A 22,504-nucleotide genomic window follows, 5' to 3' on the forward strand; every position below is an offset into this window, starting at 1 on the left:
AAAAAGGCTAAGCAGCTTAAACAGATGCGGATTATGCATATTGACCTAGATTATATTTTTGATTCAGACCAACAACAGCAACAATCCAATATCCAAGCCTTGATCCAGCGTATTCAACAAATTCAGCCCAATACTATTTTTTTACAGGCTTTTGCTGATCCGGATGCCAATGGTTCTGCTAATCTGGTTTATTTTGAAAATCGGCATATTCCAATGCGGGCCAATTTATTTCCTGAACTACTAAAACAGATCCGGCAACATACACAGGTCAAACAGATCTATGCGTGGCTGCCTTTAATAGCTTGGGAGCTACCAAAATCCTATCAGCTACAATATGTTAAACATAGTCAGGACAAAACACATGGTTATATCCGGCTATCCCCCTTTGACCCGACGAATTTAAAATATATTGCAGAAATTTTTCAGGACTTTATTCAGAAGAATGCTGTAGACGGTGTACTATATCACGACGATATTACGTTAAATGATTTTGAAGATGCTTCAGTAGTAGCACGGCAAGTCTATCAACAATGGGGATATGACTTGAAGTTACTGGAAGAGCCACAGCATCCACAGCAATCTGCTTTTGCAGCAGCCAAAACAGCTTATCTTGATCAATTGGCTGCAGGAATCACTCGTCTGTTACAACATTATCGTCCTCAATTACTAACAGCACGAAATACTTACGCGCCTATCGTCTTACAGCCAGAAAGTGAAAAATGGTTTAGCCAGTCCGTGAGCAGCACTTTAAGATATTATAATTACAATGCCATTATGGCCATGCCTTATATGGAACAGGCAGGCGACCATCACCAATTTTATTTAGACTTAATTCAGCAATCCAAAAAGTACGATCCAGATTTGGATCGTACCATTTTTGAATTACAGGCCACAGACTGGCGTAGCAATCAGAAGATCGCTACCTCAGAACTAGTACAAACCATCCACTTTTTGCAACAACACGGGGTTAAGCATATCGGGTATTATCCCGATGACTTTGCGCAAGCACATCCTGCGGCAGTGGAGATAAAGTCGGTATTTCAAGTGGATCATTCACGCTAAATTCCACCAGTTTCCCCTGTATAGAATAATATAGAGTAATATTTTTGGCAGAACTTAAGGTATGAATAGCAACTGGGCTAATTTCAAAAGAAGCGGCTAATTCATCAAATTTAACTTCTTTAGGCGCAGTACGGCGTTCGTTCCCCTTGAAACGGATCCAGTTATAACTTGCCCAGATAAACAAACTGACAATAAAGCAAGCCACTAGAATAGCAATATCTCCTAGGGTCGTATTGCCATGAGTAACCGGATCAGCTGCTAATTGATGGATTGCTGTCCTACCTTCAAACCACCATAGACCTAGGGTAAGGAGTGGCATAAATAGCCACATCCAGCATATCCACCCTAAACCTATTAAACTATAGCCCACTGTTTTATGGCGAACATATTCTGGTTTATCAATATATTCCGGCAATTTCAGTTGAGATAGATCTGTTATTATTCTTTCATTTTTAACGTTGTTCATAGTCTTCTTCCTCAGGTCGAAATCCACGGTCAGGACTTACCCATCGTGCACGTTGTTGTTTTTTAAATATAGTTTTAGGAAGTGCAACTACTGTGGTCAACATGGTAATCATCCAAAAGAATAAGGGATACCAGATCACCCAGAAGTAATTTCTTAGCATACGGTCTTTGTCATAGTACCTATCAATATAAAGGCTCACAAAAAACTGGATTAGACAAGTGATACCTAAAACCACACCATACCATTGCGGCAATAAAGTCTGAATCGCCCACTCCCCGGGAAGCGGCATAAACACTCCATACACATACAATACAATGATCCCAAACATGAAATAAGCCCATATCACGCTAATAATTGATTCAATAGCAATCGGCCACATTCGACGTAAGCGCCATTTAAATATTTTAGGAATATAGGCAAATAACACTTCAATTCCACCTTGTGCCCAACGTAAACGCTGCTTCCAGAGCCCTTTAAAAGTTTCAGGCATATATATATAGCACAAAGCTTTGGGTACATATTGCAAGTCCCAATGATCGAACTGCAGCCGCCAAGACACGTCAATATCTTCAGTGATCATATCATCACGCCAGTAACCGATCCGGTTCAACGCAGTCTTACGAAAGCCGACAATCGCACCGGAAACCGTAAAAATACGTCCGTAGGTTCGTTGTGCCCGCTTGATCAAACCAATAATTGAAGAAAACTCTCCAACCTGAATTTTACCCAGTATACTGGAACGGTTAATGATTCGGGGATTACCAGTCACTGCACCAACACGTGGAAACTTGATCAGATGATGCATCATCCATAATACCGAATGAGGATGCAACAAAGCATCTCCATCAATACAAATTAGATATTCAAACTGACTAACCATCGTACCTGATCTTAATGCATAGGCCTTGCCTTGGTTTTCTGCCAGATGCACTACTCTCAGCTGAGGATATTGGGTTTCGAGTTCATCCAGAATGTTACCTGTACCATCCGTACTGCCATCATTGACTGCAATTACCTCAAAATTTGGATATTGGCTTTGCATGGTAAAGCGAATGGTATCTCGCACCTGCTCTGCTTCATTAAAACAAGGAATAATAATGCTACAGCCCTGTTTTGAAGGTTCAGGAATAATGGGTTGTTTGATCTCATGTTTCAGATAAAACCAGATTCCACCTGCAATCCATAACCATGCCATAAAGAGTGGATAGAAAAAAGCAAAGCCAAAGTAAAGGTCACTCAGCTGTAATTGATTAATCCATTCCATTACCTTTTCTCCTGTGTGATTTGCACAAACGGGTCACGGTAAGTCAATGGACTATCATTCAGACTCAGTGTTTTATAGAGTTGTTGATGTACCGCTTTTGCATTACTAAATTGATAATTATTTATTGCAAGTTTTTGGATAGAATGCGCTTTAAGCTGAGCATACGCTTGTTGATAAATATTCCAGGATTTTATTGAAGTATCCACTGGCAGGCTTACAATCAAGTGTTCCCGCTCCTCGACAGATAAGCTCTGAATTGCAGTCAACAGTGCTTTGAAGCTATGTGGATCCTTTACAGGATCAACTGTTAAATAAAGAAAATCCGCATGGTCTGGAATCCTGCCAATTAATGATTTTAATCCGAGTAATTTGCTGTCTCCCACATTAATTTTTAACGCGGTCTGATAGTTATTACTGATATTGGCATAATAACTGGCTTTATTCTTGGTACGGTTTTTGATATTAAGAATAGTCTGTAGATTAGTCTTACATATTTCACTCCAGATCGCCTGATCAATTGCACAGCGCAGCGTTTGCCCAGTTTCAATCATAAGGCCTTCGATTGAACTGTTATTCTTGACCAAATCCCCAGTCAGCTCGGCCAAATCATATTTTTGTTCAGTTTCCAGAGTCAAAGGTAATTCTGCATAGACTTTATGTGCACTACGGGTACGTGCCTGCCAGACTGTACGATTTAGCAAATCCTGCTGCATTTTTAACTGACGATTTGGAAAATAGCTGACATCAATCTTACCATCGCCATCTAAATCAGCGACAGTACGTAGTACCAATACATTACTTTTAAAGGCGTTGATTTGATCAAGGAGCTGTCCCAATTTTTGATCTGATTCGCTATAGCTTGGTGTCACAAGCTCATTTAAGTCCAATCGTAAAAAGGTTTTTTTCATTCTGTTAGGTGATCGTGCGTAGGTTAAGAAATCAATTTTCTCTTCACGCAAAATTTCAGGGGTTGGATTTAGCATCACCAAGGCACGTTGATAAGTCTTTACAGAATCAGCCAATGAAGAAATTGATCCCAAACTGAAAGACATAGGTAAACCGGCTGTTCTCGCCAAAGCCTCCGCTTCTGGAGTAACTGCCCCATAAGGCCAGAAAATTGCCCGAGTATTAATGTTCAATTCCTGATCCAGAATCTGTTTTGATTTTTTTAAATCAGCAATGACGCGTGCAGCATAAGCCTTATCCGACTCATAATTTCTGGTGGCAGGGCTATATATACGAGTAATTGCCGCTGGCTGCATATTCATTTGTGGATTTGCCAAAACACCGTGATGCATATTATCTGAATGGGAAACAAACTCGACCAAGCCACTCGCTTGCATTTCCCGCATCTGGTTCCAATTCATTAGGTTACCAGCTCCATAAGCCTCATACGCATCTTTGGTGTTTCCATTAATCCAACTGGTTGGAATAGCAAATACGGCAGGCACATTAAATTGCTTTAATAACGGAAATACTCGACTATAACTACTTAATGCACCGTCATCAAAGCTCAATAAAACAGCTTTTTCAGGTAGAGAGTACTGTTTCTGACGAGCTTGCCACACATCCTCTAGCCGGATTGCTGTCCAACCTTCCTTTTTCATCCAAGCTAAATATTGCCCTAAATTTTTAGTACTGATGGCATATACATCGCGGTCACCGCTTTTGGCAATATCATCACGCACATCATGAAAAGTTAAAGTAACAAATTGATTTTCTTTTAATTCAATTGCAGTACCTTCTGCATGAGTGCAAATTGGCAAGTACATCATCGTATTAAGACATACTGCAACTAAGGTTTTGATTAATATTTTCATTAGAATCGCCCCTCAAAACCAAAGACGGCATATAGTTTTTCTTCATCATTTCCGTCATATGGATGTACACTGTAGCCAATTCCATAATCCATTTTCCAAGTCCTTGATAACTGCCACTCATGCTGATAGCTCAAGTTATAAATCGGCTCAGTTGAATAGTTCTTCTGATTATATGCCCCAATCGTAGCACTCAACTTTTGATTAAAATTACGCTCATAATGACGCCAGGTCAGCCAGTTATGCTCAATATTTAACTCAAAACTGTTGCTATGTTCAGGATTAAAATAGGACACATCCAGCACATCATTTTTTCCATAATAGCCACTTAGAGTCGCTACCGTCTGATGCTTCGGTCCTTGAAAAATCTGCTGTTTAAAATATGCACTTAATTCCTGACGTAAATTACCATCATTGATATCGGTATAGACATAACTGAGTCCCGCCTTTCGCGATTCGTGTGCTTGCCAATTCAAATTTACTAAATAAGATTTTCCGTCAAACTCATCTTGAGCCTGCAAAGGAATCGCTGCCTGACTGTTATAATCCAGCATATAGTTCCAATGATCATTCAACCAATGCGACCAACCCAATTGTGCACCAAGACGATCACCATCCGTTGTTTGTGAAACTAAAAGCGTGGCATGTTTACGTTTGGATAGCCATTCCGCTCCTACGCCTATACGCTGATCATCCAACTTACCAAAATCATATTTAGCCCAACGGTAACGGTGATCAACGAAACCACGGAAATTATCAGCAAACCAGGGACTGTTCAGTCGGGTCCAGCTTTCTACTTCACGTGACCCTTGTAAGCGCCCCAAGATATCAGGATTATCTGCTTCACTCTTTGAAAAGCTGCTAGAGTGCTGAATAGTAGCCCGATCACGGTCTCCTAAAAATTTTGAACTTTCAATTACCCCAGTATCATCTGGCTCATGCTCTGCCAGAAAAGTATATGTTTTACGCCATTCCTGAATATCGGATAAGGCTTGGGCATTTTGCATATGATTAATACGGGTAAACTGAGTAACCGGCTCGACGCCATTCCACTGGGTAAGCGTGTGTTCAGATTGCTGAGGTTTTTCACGCCAACGTTGTACTTGTGCAAGATTATTATAATAAACCGCATGATTCGGTGCATGATCGACTAAATTTTCAAAATAGTGTTCTGCTTTATCTAACTCATTGCGATAAGCATAATTTAGACCTTTCAGATTATAAAATTCATAGCGGTTACTATGGGTCGTACGGTCTACACCTTTGGCATTACTATATTGATAGGTGGGCAAAACCTGATCCATCAAGTTAATAATGTCATTTGCTTCACGAAATTTCTCCTGTTCGACCAAGCTGTAATACAAACCTTCATAAACCTCATAATCGGCATAATTTTTTTCAGACAATAAGGATGTATAAAGTGATTCTGCCTGCTTAGGTTGACGCTCTCTTAAATAAGCAGCAGCCAATGCCTGACGCACATAAGGTGGCATCGCCTTTACAGGCTGCTCAGCTTTAGGAATTTGTAGAAGTGCTTCTGAAGATAAATTTCTGAAACTTAATGCATAAATATAGTTATAGTAAAATCGGCGTCGAATATCGATATCATCCGGCAGTTGAGTTTCATAAGCTCTCATCTCCTGCAAGATTTCGTCCAGTTTCAGATTGGCCTGATATCCTCGATCCTGCTGATGAGCCACCTGATAATACTGAATTGCTTGTTGCGTATATTGAGAAAACTCATTCAGCTTAAGGACATGCTTTAATTGAGGCTGATTAATATCTAACCGTTGATTTTTAATATATTGATCAGCAGTAAAATAATCACTATTGGCTAGCAGAGCCAATACATATTGTGAGTGTGATTCGTTATTAGCATTGGCCTGAACAGCACGCTTTGCAATTGCTAAAGATTCAACCGGCATCTCCAGTAATCGGTAAGCATATGCCGTGAGACTCAAATAATCTGCCGAAAGTCCATCAATAGAGACTAGAGAAAGTGCATGTTTGGCACGATCCTTTTGTTGAGACTCTGCATAAATTACCCCTGACCAGACATTCCAATAGGATGCCGGTCTTTGTTTGGCAAACTGCTGAATATAAGACTGAGCCAACCCAAATTCTTTTTGGTCTCGCAAAGCCTTAATCAAATTAATCTGGGCATATTCAGGAAATTCTGCCGGTTTAATCTGTTGCAGATATTTTAGATCTGTTTTGCTAAAACGTGCATTGTTATAACTCAATACAATATAGTCAGCCAAAAGTTTTTGGTCGGATGGATTTTCCTTAAGCATATTTTTTAGTTTTTCTAAACCATCTTCTATTTTCCCCTGATAAATTAGACTAGTAGCTTGCTCACGTTCATGACTTATATCTTGGGCCAAGAGAGTATTAAACGGTTGTGAAATAAGAATCGTAAAACAACTTAGAGGAATGATCATTGTTCTATTGATCATGTTATTTTTCTCAAATTAGTATAATTATTAACCCCATAATAAGATAAATGTGATTTAATTCACAATATCTATTACAAAAATCTTTTTAATTTTTTAAATAGGATCATCAAGAATGGTTTATTTCTATTTTATTTTTAAGCTACTTTAAAAATAAAATGCCCACAATATTGAGGGCATTTTATTAACTTTAAATTTACAATTATACTAAACCTTTATCTTTTAATACTTGCAGCATGGTTGAACCAAGTTCGGCTGGACTACGTGTATACGCCATACCCGCACGCTCAAAGGCAGCAAACTTTTCTTCTGCTGTGCCCTTACCACCTGAAATAATCGCACCTGCGTGACCCATACGTTTGCCTTTAGGTGCAGTCACACCCGCAATATAACCAACAACTGGCTTAGTCACATTCGATTGAATATATTCCGCAGCTTCTTCTTCCGCAGTACCGCCAATCTCACCAATCATAATGATAGCTTCAGTTTGTGGATCTTCCTGGAACAGTTTCAAGCAGTCAATCTGGTTCATGCCCGGAATCGGGTCACCACCAATACCGATACAGGTCGACTGACCTAAACCGAGTTTTGTAGTTTGCGCCACAGCCTCATAAGTCAGTGTGCCTGAACGTGAAATAATCCCGATTTTACCGGGCTGATGAATATGTCCCGGCATGATCCCGATTTTACATTCACCCGGCGTAATAATACCCGGACAGTTTGGCCCGATCAGACGTGTGCCATTACCATTGGTTTCCAGATAACGCTTGGCTTTGAGCATGTCGATGGTCGGTACACCTTCAGTAATTACCACAATTAACTCAATGCCAGAATCAACCGCTTCAACAATAGAGTCCAGTACAAAGGGTGCCGGAACATAAATCACTGAAGCATCTGCACCTGTTTCTTTCACTGCTTCACGCATGGTATTAAATACAGGCAATTCTAAATGGGTTTGACCACCTTTACCCGGGGTTACACCACCCACGACTTTAGTGCCGTAGGCTAAAGCCTGTTCAGAATGGAATGTACCGTTTTTGCCTGTAAAGCCCTGTACCAATACTTTAGTGTCTTTATTAACTAATACGCTCATGTTAGATACTCCTTAAGCTTTTACAGCAGCAACGATTTTTTCTGCAGCGTCAGCAAGACCATGTGCAGAAATCAATTTCAAACCTGATTCATCCAGTAATTTTGCACCCAGTTCCGCATTGTTGCCTTCGAGGCGAACAACCACAGGAACTGTCACATTTACTTCCTGAACCGCTGCAATAATTGCTTCAGCAATCATGTCACAACGTACAATTCCACCAAAAATATTGATTAATACACCCTGCACAGAAATATCTGCCAAGATAATTTTAAAGGCTTCAATCACGCGCTCTTTGGTTGCACCACCACCCACATCCAAGAAGTTGGCTGGTTGACCGCCATAAAGCTTAATAATATCCATGGTTGCCATGGCAAGACCGGCACCATTGACCATACAACCAATGTTACCTTCCAACGCTACATAGTTCAGATCAAACTCAGACGCTTTTAGCTCACGTTCATTTTCCTGAGACTTATCACGTAATACGGCCACTTCAGGCAAACGGTACAGCGCATTTGAATCAATTCCGATTTTGGCATCAACACACAGAATGTCGCCATTTTCACGCACAGACAACGGATTGATTTCGAAAAGTGCAAAATCATTATCTACAAATGCCTGATAAGCAGCCTTCATGACTTTAACAAACTGATTAATTTGTCCATCTTTGAGTTTAAGTGCAAAAGCAACTTCGCGTGCCTGAAATGGCATTAAACCGACTAAAGGATCAACTTCAACTTTAATAATTTTTTCAGGGGTTTCTTCGGCCACTTTCTCAATTTCAACACCACCCTCAGTCGATGCCATAAAAGTGATGCGGCGAGTCGAGCGATCCACCACTGCGCCCAAGTACAGCTCGCGCTCAACCGGATAAACATCCTCAGAGACTAAAATGCTATTGACCGGCTGACCATTGGCATCAGTCTGGTAAGTCACCAAGCGTGAACCAATAATCTGGTTGGCATATTCAGCAGCCTCGGCAGCCGATTTTACCACTTTTACCCCACCAGCCTTACCCCGGCCACCCGCATGCACCTGCGCTTTTAATACTGCAAACTTTCCACCCAACTGCTCGAAAGCATGTACCGTTTCATCGGCATTGGTGGCAAGTATCCCTTCCTGTACAGGCATACCATATTTTTTTAATAGCGCTTTTGCTTGATACTCATGTAAATTCATTGAATAACCTTTTATTACTTCTTTGCCTTGTTATAACCCACTAGCACCCAGACGTCCGTCAAAGCAGTACCAGCATTTCTTAAAATCGTTATCTTTATTTTTAGATGATTGTTCCAATAAAAACAACCATGAAATGTAAAAAGAGCGACCTAAGTCGCTCTTTTTTCGAATTACTTACGCTTACGTTGGATCGCGTGAATCGCACGCCCATCAACTGCAAGTGCAGCTTCATGTACCACTTCAGAGAAGGTCGGGTGACCGAAAGTCATCAACTGAAGATCTTCAACTGAAGATACAAACTCAAGCGCGATCATACCTTGGTGAACGATATCAGACGCAGCAGGTCCAATCACGTGCATACCGAGTAAACGATCCGTTTTTGCATCAGCAACAAACTTCACGAAACCGGCACCTTCACCCGCAGCTAAAGCACGACCGTTCACAGCAAAACCGAATTGACCCGTTTTAACTTCGTGACCTTTTTCAGTCGCTTGCTGTTCTGTTAAACCTACCCACGCCGCTTCCGGATGTGTGTAAATTACAGAAATAATGGTGTCATAGTTCACTTGTGCAGCATGACCGTGAATACGCTCAACCGCCATTACGCCTTCTTCCATTGCTTTATGCGCAAGCATTGGACCACGTACCAAGTCACCAATTGCGTATACGCCTTCAACTGAAGTTGCACACCAATCGTTGACTTCAACCAAACCGCGTTCAGTCAATTTAATGCCTGAATCATCAGCCAATAAACCTTCAGCATATGCGCGACGACCGACACAAACGATCAATTTATCGAAAGTTTCAGTTTTGTCTTCACCAGCTTGGTTATATTTAACCGTTACTTCACGACCATTGATTTCAGTACCTGCAACTTTTGCACCGATACGGATATCCATACCTTGCTTAGTCAACAGTTTTTGGAAGTCTTTTGCCAATGCTTTATCAGCCATTGGTAAGAATGCATCCATTGCTTCAAATACAACAACTTCAGCACCAAGACGACGCCATACAGAACCAAGCTCAAGACCGATCACGCCCGCACCAATTACACCTAAACGCTTAGGTACTTCTGGGAATTCAAGCGCGCCAGTAGAATCAACAATTAAGTCTTGATCTACAGGAGCCACTGGAATATTTACTGGTACAGAACCCGTCGCAAGAATCACATATTTAGGCTCTAAAACTTGAGTTTCACCTTCGTGAGAAACAAATTCTACTTTTTTACCTGCAAGCAGTTTACCCGTACCTTTTAACCACTCGATGCCATTACCTTTAAGTAACTGATCGATACCGCCAGTCAATTGATCTACAACTTTGTCTTTACGAGCCAGCATTTTAGAAAGATCGAATTTAACTTCACCAGTCGTAATACCATGGTCATCTAGATGTTGAACTGTATCTTCATAACGATGTGAAGAATCAAGTAAAGCTTTAGACGGGATACAACCGACGTTTAAGCAAGTACCACCTAAAGATGGTTTACCTTTATGAATACGTTTTTCGATACACGCAACTTTAAAACCAAGTTGAGCTGCACGAATTGCTGCTTCGTAGCCGCCCGGGCCACCACCAATTACGACTAAATCGAATTGAGACATGTTTATCTCCAACTAATCCCCCTTATTAATCCCCCTTTTCCAAAGGGGGATCTTCCCCTCTTTTTAAAGAGGGGTTAGGGGAGATTTTTAATGAATAAATTACAGATCAAGGATCAGACGCGCTGGCTCTTCTAACAATTCTTTGATTGTTACAAGGAAACCGACTGCTTCTTTACCATCGATTAAACGGTGATCATAAGACAGTGCAAGGTACATCATTGGCAAGATTTCTACTTGACCATTCACCGCCATCGGACGTTCCTGGATTTTATGCATACCCAGAATCGCAGTTTGTGGCGTATTTAAAATTGGTGTAGAAAGCAATGAACCGAAAGTACCACCATTAGTAATGGTGAATGTACCGCCAGTCATATCTTCGATACCCAGTTTACCGTCACGTGCCTTGCCAGCATATGCACGGATGCCATTTTCAACTTCAGCATAGTTCATGCGGTCTGTATCACGAAGAACAGGAACCACTAGACCACGCTCAGATGAAACTGCAACACCGATGTCGTAGTAACCGTGATACACGATGTCATCGCCATCAATTGAAGCATTTACCGCTGGATAGCGTTTAAGTGCTTCAGTTGCTGCTTTAACGAAGAATGACATGAAGCCAAGACGCGCACCATGACGCTTCTCGAATGCATCTTTGTATTGAGCACGCATTTCCATGATTGGTTTCATGTTCACTTCGTTGAACGTGGTCAACATTGCAGTTTCTTGAGTCGCTGCAAGTAAACGTTCAGCAACACGCTTACGAAGGCGAGTCATAGGAACACGTTTTTCGATACGCTCGCCCACTGCAACGCTTAATGGTTGCGCTGCAGATGCTGCCGGTTTCGCTTGATGATTTGCCACATCTTCTTTCGTGATGCGACCGCCACGGCCTGTACCTGCAACGTCAGCAGCTGCAACACCAGATTCAGTCAATGCTTTACGCACTGCTGGAGCCTGATCCTGTACTTGTTGACGTTCAACGATCGGTGCATTACCCGCTTCAGTTTGCGCAGCAGCTTGTTCAACTTTCTCTTCAGACTGAACTGCTTGAGTTTGCGTAGCGCCAGAAACAGCACCTTCTTCAAACTGTGCAATGACTTCAGCTGAAAGAACAGTATCGCCTTCACCTTTAATAATAGATGCAAGTGTACCGTCTGCAGGAGCAACAACTTCTAAAACAACTTTATCAGTCTCAATATCGCAGATCACTTCATCACGTGACACTGCTTCACCTGGTTGTTTGTGCCAAGTTGCGATCGTACCGTCCGCAACTGACTCTGGGAATACCGGTGCTTTAATTTCGGTTGCCATTACTTAGAATCTCCTGGATTATTCAGCGTCGATCGCAAGCGCGTCGTTGATGAGCTGAGCTTGTTGTTTTGCATGCAAATATGGTGAACCACATGCCGGTGCAGCAGAAGCTTCACGGCCTGCATAGCTAATACGTACTTGTTTACCCGCTTTCATCACGTCGTCATATAGACGCGGTGCGATGAACAACCAAGCGCCTTGGTTCTTCGGTTCTTCTTGCGCCCAAACAAGTTCTTTAACGTTTGGATATTGCGCAAGCACTTCTGCCAGGCGTTTTTCTGGGTATGGATATAATTGTTCAATACGTACAATTGCAGTGTTGTTCAATTCTTTTTCACGACGTTTTTCAACTAGGTCGTAATACACCTTACCACCACACAGAACCAGACGGGTTACATCTGACTTGTTGATGTTGTCTACTTCATCAATCACGGTTTGGAATGTACCGTTTGCAAGCTCTTCAAGGCTAGATACAGCAAGCTTGTGACGAAGTAAAGATTTCGGCGAAGTAACAATCAATGGCTTACGGATTGGACGAATCGCTTGACGACGTAATGCGTGGAAAATCTGCGCAGGCGTAGTCGGTGTGATGACTTGCATGTTGTCTTCAGCACATAGCTGCAAGAAACGTTCCAAACGTGCAGACGAATGTTCTGGACCTTGACCTTCAAAACCGTGTGGAAGAAGCATAGTTAAGCCACATACACGCTCCCATTTGGTTTCACCAGATGAGATGAACTGGTCAATGACAACCTGTGCACAGTTTGCGAAGTCACCGAATTGTGCTTCCCAGATGATCAAACTCTTAGGAAGAGTCGTCGCATAACCATATTCAAATGCCAATACAGCCATTTCTGACAACAAAGAGTCATAGATTGCAGTACGCGGCTGGTTTTCTTTCAGGTTACACAGTGGAAGATAAGTTGAACCATCTACCTGATTATGCAGTTTTGCATGACGGTGTGAGAAAGTACCACGACCTACGTCTTCACCCGTTAAACGAAGCAAGTAACCATCATCTAGTACAGTTGCATACGCCAGAGTTTCAGCAGCACCCCAGTTCAGAGGCATTTCACCCGTTTGCATTTTCAGACGGTCATCAATTACTTTTGCAACTTGACGCTGCATCACGAAGCCTTCAGGAAGCTCACGCATTTTCTTGCCAAGCTCTTTTAGACGTTCGATTGGGAAAGTTGTATCCCACTCGTCTGTGTACTCATGACCTAAGTAAGGAGTCCAATCCACAAACATTTTTTTGTTTGGTTCAAGTACCAGTGCATTGGCAACGTGATTACCCGCTTCCAGGTCTGCACGGTAGTTTTCAACCATTTGATCTGCACTTGCGCGATCAAGAACACCCTGTTGTACCAATTGATCCGCATAAAGCGTACGCGTAGTCGCTTTCTTGTTAATCACTTGATACATCATTGGTTGAGTTGCAGCTGGCTCATCCGCTTCGTTATGACCACGACGACGGTAGCAGAACATGTCAATCACAACGTCTTTACGGAAGGTATGACGGAAGTCATGTGCCAATTGTGAAATGAACACCACAGCTTCAGGATCATCACCATTCACATGGAAGATCGGTGCCTGAATCATTTTTGCGATGTCAGTACAGTATTCTGTAGAACGTGCGTCACGTGGATCAGACGTCGTGAAACCAACCTGGTTGTTAATTACAATGTGCACTGTACCACCCACGGTATAACCGCGAGTTTGTGACATCTGGAAAGTTTCCTGGTTAACGCCCTGACCTGCAAATGCAGCATCACCGTGTACGATTAATGGCAATACGTCATCGCCGCCAATGTCTTTACGACGTACTTGACGTGCACGTACTGAACCTTCAACCACAGGGCCAACGATTTCAAGGTGTGACGGGTTAAACGCCAATGCCAAGTGAACTTCGCCACCTGGAGTCATCACGTTTGAAGAGAAGCCTTGGTGATACTTAACGTCACCAGAACCTTTCTTGTGAATAGACTTACCTTCGAACTCACCAAACAGGTCAGCCGGGTTCTTACCCATGATGTTAACAAGAAGGTTTAAACGGCCGCGGTGAGGCATACCGATCACAACTTCTTTACAGCCTACAGAACCTGCACGCTGAATAATTTCGTTGACCATCGGGATGAATGCTTCACCACCTTCAACGCCGAAACGTTTGGCACCAACGAATTTATTACCAAGATATTTTTCTAGGCCTTCAGCCGCAGTTAAACGCTCAAGGACATGTTTCTTTTGATCAGCATTGAAGCCATATTGACCGCGTGCACTTTCTAGACGTTGTTGAATCCAACGTTTTTCTTTGGTGTCCACGATGTGCATGTATTCAGCACCGATTGAACCACAGTAAGTGGCTTCCATTGACTGAACCATTTCAGCCAAAGTCGCTTCTTCTTTACCGATCGCCAGGTTACCAGTATTGAATACTGTGTCTAAGTCAGACTGAGTCAAACCATGCGCAGCAAGATCTAGATCAGGCACAACTTCACGCTTCGCCAAACCTAATGGATCCAGTTTTGCTTTCTGGTGGCCACGGTTACGGTACGCAGCAATCAGCTGTAGCACGCCAATTTGACGACGTTCATGCTCTGAGCTGACTGTCGACTGAACAATAGGCTGAATACGGCTTGAATTGCGACCTAAAAGTAGGAATTGCTCACGTACATTACTGTGTGGTTGATCACCTTTTGGGAATTTATCGAAGTACGCTCTCCAGTCAGCACCCACTGAGTCTGGAGCAGTCAGATACTGCTCATAAAGTTCTTCAATATACGCTGCACTATCAGCGGAAAGTTCAGTGTCAAGACGCAGAGCGTCAGCAACTTCTTGCATTTGTGGACCCATTTCCTATTGCAAAAACATTTTCAGGATGCTTTTTAAGCAAAACCCAGGATTATTAGCATCAAATTGGTAATATGATACTAGTCCCCCATAAGGCATAAGCCATGAGGCGTTATCACCACACCAAGAAAATCTTGATATGTTTAATGAACAATAACGCCCCTCAGCGGCATCATCACTCATTGAATACCCGATCGAAACCGGGCAATTTTTTGCAAATCGACTTAGAAAAAAGCAAGCATTAACAAAGATTTTTTCTAAAGCGACTCGGGTCTACCTTTTATATACCAGTCCCTGATTATGCAGTGTTTAAAAAATGTACCTGGCGTGGCATTTTTTAAACATAGTCATGGGCTAAATGCTAACATGTTCTCAACTTTTCAATTGATTTTTTTGACACATACCTTCCATAAATTGGCTAAATACAGTTCAGATATTTTACTCTAATATATGGTGCTTTATCTCAAAAATAGATTCAATGTAGACTTAAGTCCTAAGCATTTCCGATAAATAAAAAGAGAGCAAACCTTTCAATCCACTCCCTCCTTAAATTTCCGTTATATAATAACATCGTTCTTGCTATTTTTCAGGTCAGTTTTACATCTAAAAATCATAAATACTCAAAATAATCACATGTTCTTCTTATATGGCGCTCAAAGCCCTTACCCTTTTCCTGACTGTTGCACTCAACTTTATACATTTTAAGTATAGGGTCTTTATTTTTATCTTATGATTTCTTAACTTTTCCAATAGTTTGCATAAAAAAGCACACCCAAAGATGTGCTTTTTTCTAAACTACTAGAAGCAGCCTATTAACCTGCCATATCTAAAAGCATATTACGGATGTGGCCGATTGCTTTTGTTGGGTTCAAGCCTTTAGGACATACAGATACACAGTTCATGATGCCTTTACAACGGAACAATGAGAATGGATCGTCAAGACGAGCCAAACGCTCTTGTGTACCCGTATCACGCGAGTCAATGATGAAGCGGTAAGCATTCAACAATGCTGAAGGACCCAAGAACTTGTCCGGGTTCCACCAGAATGACGGGCATGAAGTTGAACAGCATGCACATAGAATACATTCATACAGACCATCAAGATGCTCACGCTCTTCAGGAGACTGTAAACGTTCCTTAGGAGGTGCAGGCTGGTTGTTGATCAAGAATGGATGGATCTTGTTGTACTGATCATAGAACTGGTTCATGTCAACCACCAAGTCTTTCACTACAGGAAGACCAGGCAATGGACGAACAGTAATTTCATTTGGTAAATCGTTCAGGTTCCAAAGACACGCCAAACCGTTTTTACCATTGATGTTCACGCCATCAGAACCACAAATACCTTCACGACATGAACGACGGAACGTTAAAGTCTCGTCCTGTACTTTCAATGCAAGAAGTGCATCAAGCAACATACGGTGCTTATCAGTCAGTTCAAGTTTGAAAGTTTGCATGTACGGTGCTTTATCCTTGTCAGGATCGTAGCGGTAGATATGAAATGTACGAGTACCTCTACTCATCTGAATTCTCCTGATTAGAATGTACGTGGTTTAGGTGGAATCGCGTCAACCGACAATGGACGGTAACGAACTGGCTTGTACTCTAGACGGTTATCCGCAGAGAACCATAAAGTGTGCTTCATCCACTCATCATCACGACGACCATATGGGTATTCAGCATGGTCTGGAGACTCTTCAAAGTCTACAACCGTATGTGCACCACGGCATTCTTTACGAGCAGCAGCTGAAATAAGCGTTGCTTTCGCAACTTCATACAAGTTTTCAACTTCAAGTGCTTCAATACGTGCAGTGTTGAATACTTTAGATTTGTCTTTCAAGTGAATATTGCGTACGCGCGGTTCAATTGCAAGAATCTGCTTCACACCTTCGTCTAGAAGCGCAGATGTACGGAATACACCAGCGTGGTCTTGAACGATGTCACGGATTGCATCAGCAACCTCTTGAGCATTCTCACCTGTAGTCGATTCGTCAAGTTTACGAATACGTTCAACAGTTTCTTGAAGCACAGTTGTTGGAAGTGGCTCATATTCGCCATCGTGCTGTTTAGTCACATATTCAATGATATGTTGACCAGCAGCCTTACCAAATACCACCAAGTCAAGCAATGAGTTCGTACCTAGACGGTTCGCACCGTGTACAGATACACATGAACATTCACCGATTGCATAGAAGCCTTTTACTGGCTTAGCAAAATCACGACCTTCGGCATTTGTAGAGTAAACGTCAGTGTCTTTGTTGTAGTTAGCAACAAGCGCTTCAGTTTCACGAGACTCAGGAACAACCACCTGACCATGAATATTCGTCGGAATACCACCCATTTGGTAATGGATTGTTGGTACTACAGGAATTGGCTCTTTAGTGATGTCAACGTTCGCGAATTTCTTACCAATCTCGAATACAGATGGAAGACGTTTCATGATCGTGTCAGCACCCAAGTGCGTCATATCAAGCAGGATGTAATCGCCTTTAGGACCACAACCACGACCTTCTTTGATCTCTTGGTCCATAGAACGTGATACGAAGTCACGTGGCGCCAAGTCTTTCAAAGTTGGTGCATAACGCTCCATGAATGGTTCGCCGTCTTTGTTACGAAGGATTGCACCTTCACCACGACAACCTTCAGTCAACAATACGCCTGCGCCCGCAACACCCGTTGGGTGGAATTGCCAGAATTCCATATCTTGCAATGGAATACCTGCACGAGCTGCCATACCAAGACCGTCACCAGTGTTGATATAAGCGTTTGTAGATGCACGGTAAACACGACCAGCACCACCAGTAGCGAACAAAGTCGCTTTTGCTTGGAATACTGCAATTTTACCAGTTTCCTGATCAATTGCTGTAACACCTAGAACGTCGCCTTTTTCGTTACGGATCAGGTCAAGCGCAATCCATTCTACGAAGAACTGAGTGCCCATTTTCACGTTGCTTTGATAAAGTGTGTGAAGAAGTGCGTGACCGGTACGGTCGGCAGCAGCACATGCACGTGGCACAGCTTTTTCACCGTAGTTTGCTGAGTGACCACCGAATGGACGTTGGTAAATTGTACCATCAGCATTACGGTCGAATGGCATACCCAGGTGTTCAAGTTCATAAACCACTTGAGGCGCTTCACGAGTCATGAACTCGATTGCGTCTTGGTCACCTAACCAGTCCGAACCTTTAACTGTGTCGTAGAAGTGGTAGTGCCAGTTATCTTCTTGCATGTTACCAAGAGATGCACCAATACCACCCTGCGCTGCAACAGTGTGCGAACGAGTTGGGAATACTTTAGTCAGCACCGCAACTTTCAAACCAGCTTGAGCAAGTTGGTAAGACGCACGCATACCTGAACCACCACCACCAACGATGACAGCATCGAAAGTTTCGTGCGGAATATTTGTGTAATCTTCTTTAGGGTTTATAGCGCCCATGATTGTTTCCTATCAATTCGCCCAAAAAATCTGGATCGCCCAGATTGCATATGCAAGTACAGCAATGATTACTGCTGAAGTCAGTACAAGGCGTAAACCTGAAGCTGAAGGACCCATTTGACGAGTAGTCACATAATCCGTGAATACCTGCCACATGCCGATCCATGCGTGTGCAACAAGAGATAAGACCGCCAACAAAGACATGATCTTCATTGGAACTGTCATCATAAAGCCGTACCACTGTTCAAAGTTGAAACCACCATTCAGTAGAATCCAACCCAGTACAACAACGGTATAAACAGCTAGAACTACAGCACTGACACGTTGGAGAAACCAATCGCGAGAACCTGAACCTGTTAAACCAGTAGCGCTTTTCATTAGAGTACGATCCATACAAATGCTGCAACAATACCGATTGCAGACAAGATTAATGCGATAGTAGATGCAACACGGCCACTTTCTAGTTCTTCAGCAACGCCAATGTCAGCAAGTAAATGCTTAACACCCGCAATAAAGTGAAAAATCATGCCGGCGACAAATACCCATACAATAAAGCGAACAATGAAACCGTTAAAGATTTCTTGAACTTGCGCAAAACCTTCAGGCGAAGACAATGACTTGTCTAAAATCCATAGAAGGACCGGTACGAGTAAGAATACGATAACACCTGAAAGACGGTGTAGAATTGATGCAATAGCCACGGGTGATTTTAAGTTTACTTCTAAAACTTGACCCATGGACAAATTGACAGGTCTGTTGCTTTTCACAGCGGGCATCCTGTAAGTAAAAACTCCATCCGGAGTTTGTTGGAATTAATTCGAAGGAAAGCTGGCATTCTCAGGCAAATACATGCCTAAAATCAAAACGACACTGAATTATAAAACGTGAACTATTAAAATACAAACGGCTGAATTTGGCTTTTTGGATAAAAAACCATTAAATAAGAATCATTAACAACAATAAGTCAGACTTTATATATTATTCCACTCTTTCAATTCCTATCTATATGATTGTTTTTAAATAATTAAGATGATTAATTTACTCGGTTTTCAGCCTACAGGATCATGTTTGAGTTTTAGACTAAAGATGCACAGTTCCATCACAAATATTATTTAAATCTCTTTTTAATTCAGATTTAAATCAAGTGTCTAGATTTAACAGACCAATTGTCCCAATTCATCAGCAGCGCAGTGATTCAGATAACCTGATGTTAAATAGCGACTTAGTACACCACACGATGGGTTTTTCAATCGATTTGAAGCATTTAGATTCAAAAAATCATTCATTTATTTTTATACTGCTTACCTTTGCTGCAAAACTGGCCATTTATTAAGCTATTTTTTAATCAATTGAACCATATTCAAAATTCAATTAATTGCTTTTATTTATAATTCTACCTGTTAAATTCAGCTTGGCAAAAACGATGTAAGTTATGAGATTTATATAGTTTTAAGCATGCTCACCTTAATCTTTCACTATTTTCGCCCGCATTTCTTGCTAGGAAAAAACGCTTACAAATGCCCCAAGCAGTCTATTTTTTTCTGCACCTCTGCATCAATTTGACTTATTATAGAGGTTTGATGCTGTGATTTTACTGAACTTTTTATACTGAGCGAATGTGACTAAACTGCTGTGCGGCCGTCATTTTTCATCCATAAGTATAATTGACAAAATTTCAGTACTCACTAATCTTATAGCAAATTTTTGATCCGTCCGTTTTGTGCATTAAAAGATTGATAGACAAAGCGGATATACATTCACCAGGACAGGAGATCTATTGAATGTCTGAAGCAACTGGCAAGAAAGCCGTTTTACAGCTTGATGGCAAAGAAATTGAACTACCAATTTACAGCGGCACATTGGGCCCAGATGTAATCGACGTTAAAGATGTGTTGGCTGCAGGTCACTTTACTTTTGATCCTGGTTTTATGGCGACAGCTGCGTGCGAGTCTAAAATCACGTTCATCGATGGTAACAAAGGTGTACTTTTACACCGCGGCTACCCAATCGATCAATTGGCGACTAAAGCTGATTACCTGGAAACTTGCTATTTATTGTTAAATGGCGAACTTCCAACTGCTGAGCAAAAAGAAGAATTTGACGCTAAAGTACGTAACCATACGATGGTTCACGATCAAGTTAGCCGTTTCTACAATGGTTTCCGTCGTGATGCGCATCCTATGGCGATCATGGTAGGTGTGGTTGGTGCGTTGTCTGCGTTCTATCACAACAACCTTGACATCGAAGATGTGAACCACCGTGAAATCACTGCGATTCGTTTAATCGCGAAGATTCCTACGCTGGCGGCTTGGAGCTACAAGTACACCATTGGTCAACCATTCGTTTACCCACGTAATGACCTTGGTTATGCAGAAAACTTCCTGCACATGATGTTTGCTACTCCTGCAGATCGTGATTACAAAGTTGATCCAATCCTTGCAAAAGCAATGGACCGTATCTTCACGCTTCATGCTGACCACGAACAAAATGCTTCTACGTCTACCGTACGTTTAGCTGGTTCTACTGGTGCTAACCCGTATGCATGTATCGCTGCTGGTATCTCTGCACTTTGGGGTCCTGCTCATGGCGGCGCGAACGAAGCTGTTCTTAAGATGCTTGACGAAATCGGCACTGTAGAAAACGTTGCTGGCTTCATGGAAAAAGTGAAGACTAAAGAAGTTAAACTGATGGGCTTTGGTCACCGAGTTTACAAAAACTTCGATCCACGCGCGAAAGTAATGAAAGAAACTTGTGACGAAGTTCTTGGTGCACTTGGCATCAATGATCCACAGCTTGCATTGGCTATGGAACTTGAACGTATCGCGCTTTCTGACGAATACTTCATCAAGCGTAACCTATACCCTAACGTAGACTTCTACTCAGGTATCATCCTTAAAGCGATTGGTATCCCGACAGAAATGTTTACTGTGATCTTCGCGCTTGCACGTACTGTTGGCTGGATCAGCCACTGGTTAGAAATGCACAGCGGTCCTTACAAGATCGGTCGTCCTCGTCAGCTTTATACTGGCGAAGTTCAACGCGATATCGTTCGTTAATTCGAACCGCGTCGAAAGACTCAAGAAAACCACCCACCCGGGTGGTTTTTTTAGCACTGACAAAAGCCTACAAAAAATTGACCTGAAACGTTTTAAAATGAATATATCAAAATCATATTCACGGATTAAGTCACCTAAAAACAGGACGTATATTGAATGCTGTTGTATTTTCTGCCCTTTATTTTGAGATTGGTTCATTTTGAACAGTTTAAGTGCCGCAGTTTAACGTCTGGTGAAATCAAAATTTCCCAACAAGTATTTGGCAACCTGATCGATTATTCTCGCGTTAAAATCATGAATCACCCCTACCTGCCTTGGCAATCCAAACATGTCATTATGGCGCCCAGTGGCTACATCCATGTACGCAATTTAAATTATCGGGAAGATTATTCGCGCGAGAGTTTATCTTATCAGGCACTATTTATTCATGAGATGGCGCATATTTATCAACACCAATGTCAGATCAATGTGCTTTTAAAAGGGGCATTTTTACAAAGTGCTTATTTTCTCAGCTTGGGAAAATATAATCCGTACAAATATCAATTTAATCCCAACAAATCATTTTCAACCTACAATATTGAACAACAAGGCGATATTGCCCGGGATATTTTTCTAAAAAAAATTCCGAATATTATTTTAAATCCAAAAATAAACAGATGATATTTAATCAGTTTAATTCCAAACAATATAGCTAAGGCATATTTTAAAAGCCAAAATTTAGATTTCAGTCTTTAAATCTACATAAGCCTAGATGCATAAAAAATCAGCATATTTTCTAATTTTATATAATAACTTTTTTCACTCAATGCCTGTTCTGCTAAATCAACTCTAGCTTATCGATAAAATTTCGATAAAATAGGCCGGTATGATTATTTTGCATCGCACATTAAGATTCAATGATCATGAGATAAAA

General features: G+C 41.7%; 16 protein-coding genes. 3 read left to right on the forward strand and 13 right to left on the reverse strand.

Going from position 1 to position 22,504, the window contains the following annotated elements; all coding sequences use genetic code 11:
• The first annotated feature begins 24 nt into the window (after nucleotides 1–24).
• Nucleotides 25–1,062, forward strand: coding sequence for a poly-beta-1,6-N-acetyl-D-glucosamine N-deacetylase PgaB (gene pgaB, locus Q9R24_RS02330; RefSeq protein WP_016806655.1), 1,038 nt, complete (start codon nucleotides 25–27; stop codon nucleotides 1,060–1,062).
• Here pgaB (Q9R24_RS02330) and pgaD read toward each other — a convergent pair.
• The 13 genes from pgaD to sdhC all read right to left on the reverse strand — a co-directional run bounded on the left by pgaD (nucleotide 968) and on the right by sdhC (nucleotide 19,311).
• Complete coding sequence (gene pgaD / locus Q9R24_RS02335; protein ID WP_311203633.1) at nucleotides 968–1,528, reverse strand: poly-beta-1,6-N-acetyl-D-glucosamine biosynthesis protein PgaD; 561 nt, start codon at nucleotides 1,526–1,528, stop codon at nucleotides 968–970. The genes pgaB (Q9R24_RS02330) and pgaD overlap by 95 nt on opposite strands.
• A complete protein-coding gene (pgaC, locus tag Q9R24_RS02340) occupies nucleotides 1,515–2,792 on the reverse strand; it encodes a poly-beta-1,6-N-acetyl-D-glucosamine synthase (protein WP_311203634.1) in 1,278 nt (425 codons plus the stop codon). The genes pgaD and pgaC overlap by 14 nt, the downstream gene beginning before the upstream one ends.
• Nucleotides 2,792–4,612: a poly-beta-1,6-N-acetyl-D-glucosamine N-deacetylase PgaB gene (pgaB, locus tag Q9R24_RS02345; protein ID WP_311203635.1), complete on the reverse strand. Its 1,821-nt coding sequence runs from the start codon at nucleotides 4,610–4,612 to the stop codon at nucleotides 2,792–2,794. The genes pgaC and pgaB (Q9R24_RS02345) overlap by 1 nt, the downstream gene beginning before the upstream one ends.
• On the reverse strand, nucleotides 4,612–7,065 hold the full coding sequence (gene pgaA / locus Q9R24_RS02350) for a poly-beta-1,6 N-acetyl-D-glucosamine export porin PgaA (RefSeq protein ID WP_311203636.1): 2,454 nt from the start codon (nucleotides 7,063–7,065) through the stop codon (nucleotides 4,612–4,614). Before pgaA ends, pgaB (Q9R24_RS02345) begins: the two co-directional genes overlap by 1 nt.
• A gap of 199 nt (nucleotides 7,066–7,264) precedes the next feature.
• Nucleotides 7,265–8,155: a succinate--CoA ligase subunit alpha gene (sucD, locus tag Q9R24_RS02355; RefSeq protein ID WP_004646291.1), complete on the reverse strand. Its 891-nt coding sequence runs from the start codon at nucleotides 8,153–8,155 to the stop codon at nucleotides 7,265–7,267.
• Nucleotides 8,156–8,167: 12 nt separating this feature from the next.
• Complete coding sequence (sucC, locus tag Q9R24_RS02360; RefSeq protein WP_311203637.1) at nucleotides 8,168–9,334, reverse strand: ADP-forming succinate--CoA ligase subunit beta; 1,167 nt, start codon at nucleotides 9,332–9,334, stop codon at nucleotides 8,168–8,170.
• A gap of 170 nt (nucleotides 9,335–9,504) precedes the next feature.
• Entirely contained in the window at nucleotides 9,505–10,935 is a 1,431-nt protein-coding gene (gene lpdA / locus Q9R24_RS02365) for a dihydrolipoyl dehydrogenase (protein WP_004279436.1), read from the reverse strand.
• Nucleotides 10,936–11,034: 99 nt separating this feature from the next.
• A complete protein-coding gene (gene odhB / locus Q9R24_RS02370) occupies nucleotides 11,035–12,249 on the reverse strand; it encodes a 2-oxoglutarate dehydrogenase complex dihydrolipoyllysine-residue succinyltransferase (RefSeq protein WP_311203638.1) in 1,215 nt (404 codons plus the stop codon).
• Nucleotides 12,250–12,267: 18 nt separating this feature from the next.
• The gene (locus tag Q9R24_RS02375; RefSeq protein WP_004279434.1) at nucleotides 12,268–15,090 is read right to left on the reverse strand and encodes a 2-oxoglutarate dehydrogenase E1 component; all 2,823 of its coding nucleotides are present in this window, start codon (nucleotides 15,088–15,090) and stop codon (nucleotides 12,268–12,270) included.
• A gap of 821 nt (nucleotides 15,091–15,911) precedes the next feature.
• Nucleotides 15,912–16,622: a succinate dehydrogenase iron-sulfur subunit gene (locus Q9R24_RS02380; RefSeq protein WP_004279433.1), complete on the reverse strand. Its 711-nt coding sequence runs from the start codon at nucleotides 16,620–16,622 to the stop codon at nucleotides 15,912–15,914.
• Nucleotides 16,623–16,636: 14 nt separating this feature from the next.
• Nucleotides 16,637–18,535, reverse strand: a complete 1,899-nt coding sequence (locus tag Q9R24_RS02385) for an FAD-binding protein (protein WP_311203639.1) — start codon at nucleotides 18,533–18,535, stop codon at nucleotides 16,637–16,639.
• A gap of 12 nt (nucleotides 18,536–18,547) precedes the next feature.
• Entirely contained in the window at nucleotides 18,548–18,913 is a 366-nt protein-coding gene (gene sdhD, locus Q9R24_RS02390) for a succinate dehydrogenase, hydrophobic membrane anchor protein (protein WP_004279431.1), read from the reverse strand.
• Nucleotides 18,913–19,311, reverse strand: coding sequence for a succinate dehydrogenase, cytochrome b556 subunit (sdhC, locus tag Q9R24_RS02395; RefSeq protein ID WP_004279430.1), 399 nt, complete (start codon nucleotides 19,309–19,311; stop codon nucleotides 18,913–18,915). The genes sdhD and sdhC overlap by 1 nt, the downstream gene beginning before the upstream one ends.
• A gap of 1,005 nt (nucleotides 19,312–20,316) precedes the next feature.
• On the opposite strand from sdhC, the gene gltA reads away from it, so the two are divergent.
• Both gltA and Q9R24_RS02405 read left to right on the forward strand, forming a co-directional pair.
• Nucleotides 20,317–21,591: a citrate synthase gene (gene gltA, locus Q9R24_RS02400; protein WP_004279429.1), complete on the forward strand. Its 1,275-nt coding sequence runs from the start codon at nucleotides 20,317–20,319 to the stop codon at nucleotides 21,589–21,591.
• Nucleotides 21,592–21,747: 156 nt separating this feature from the next.
• Nucleotides 21,748–22,251, forward strand: coding sequence for a hypothetical protein (locus tag Q9R24_RS02405; RefSeq protein ID WP_005107522.1), 504 nt, complete (start codon nucleotides 21,748–21,750; stop codon nucleotides 22,249–22,251).
• Nucleotides 22,252–22,504 lie beyond the last annotated feature (253 nt).

The organism is Acinetobacter sp. RRD8, assembly GCF_031844225.1.
Lineage (GTDB): Bacteria > Pseudomonadota > Gammaproteobacteria > Pseudomonadales > Moraxellaceae > Acinetobacter.

What these genes read in the sequence shown, in the direction of transcription:
- pgaB (WP_016806655.1), top strand. Translation starts at nt 25, where the DNA reads ATGCGGATTATGCATATTGACCTAGATTATATTTTTGATTCAGACCAA.
- pgaD (WP_311203633.1), bottom strand. Translation starts at nt 1,528, where the DNA reads ATGAACAACGTTAAAAATGAAAGAATAATAACAGATCTATCTCAACTG.
- pgaC (WP_311203634.1), bottom strand. Translation starts at nt 2,792, where the DNA reads ATGGAATGGATTAATCAATTACAGCTGAGTGACCTTTACTTTGGCTTT.
- pgaB (WP_311203635.1), bottom strand. Translation starts at nt 4,612, where the DNA reads ATGAAAATATTAATCAAAACCTTAGTTGCAGTATGTCTTAATACGATG.
- pgaA (WP_311203636.1), bottom strand. Translation starts at nt 7,065, where the DNA reads ATGATCAATAGAACAATGATCATTCCTCTAAGTTGTTTTACGATTCTT.
- sucD (WP_004646291.1), bottom strand. Translation starts at nt 8,155, where the DNA reads ATGAGCGTATTAGTTAATAAAGACACTAAAGTATTGGTACAGGGCTTT.
- sucC (WP_311203637.1), bottom strand. Translation starts at nt 9,334, where the DNA reads ATGAATTTACATGAGTATCAAGCAAAAGCGCTATTAAAAAAATATGGT.
- lpdA (WP_004279436.1), bottom strand. Translation starts at nt 10,935, where the DNA reads ATGTCTCAATTCGATTTAGTCGTAATTGGTGGTGGCCCGGGCGGCTAC.
- odhB (WP_311203638.1), bottom strand. Translation starts at nt 12,249, where the DNA reads ATGGCAACCGAAATTAAAGCACCGGTATTCCCAGAGTCAGTTGCGGAC.
- Q9R24_RS02375 (WP_004279434.1), bottom strand. Translation starts at nt 15,090, where the DNA reads ATGCAAGAAGTTGCTGACGCTCTGCGTCTTGACACTGAACTTTCCGCT.
- Q9R24_RS02380 (WP_004279433.1), bottom strand. Translation starts at nt 16,622, where the DNA reads ATGAGTAGAGGTACTCGTACATTTCATATCTACCGCTACGATCCTGAC.
- Q9R24_RS02385 (WP_311203639.1), bottom strand. Translation starts at nt 18,535, where the DNA reads ATGGGCGCTATAAACCCTAAAGAAGATTACACAAATATTCCGCACGAA.
- sdhD (WP_004279431.1), bottom strand. Translation starts at nt 18,913, where the DNA reads ATGAAAAGCGCTACTGGTTTAACAGGTTCAGGTTCTCGCGATTGGTTT.
- sdhC (WP_004279430.1), bottom strand. Translation starts at nt 19,311, where the DNA reads ATGCCCGCTGTGAAAAGCAACAGACCTGTCAATTTGTCCATGGGTCAA.
- gltA (WP_004279429.1), top strand. Translation starts at nt 20,317, where the DNA reads ATGTCTGAAGCAACTGGCAAGAAAGCCGTTTTACAGCTTGATGGCAAA.
- Q9R24_RS02405 (WP_005107522.1), top strand. Translation starts at nt 21,748, where the DNA reads ATGCTGTTGTATTTTCTGCCCTTTATTTTGAGATTGGTTCATTTTGAA.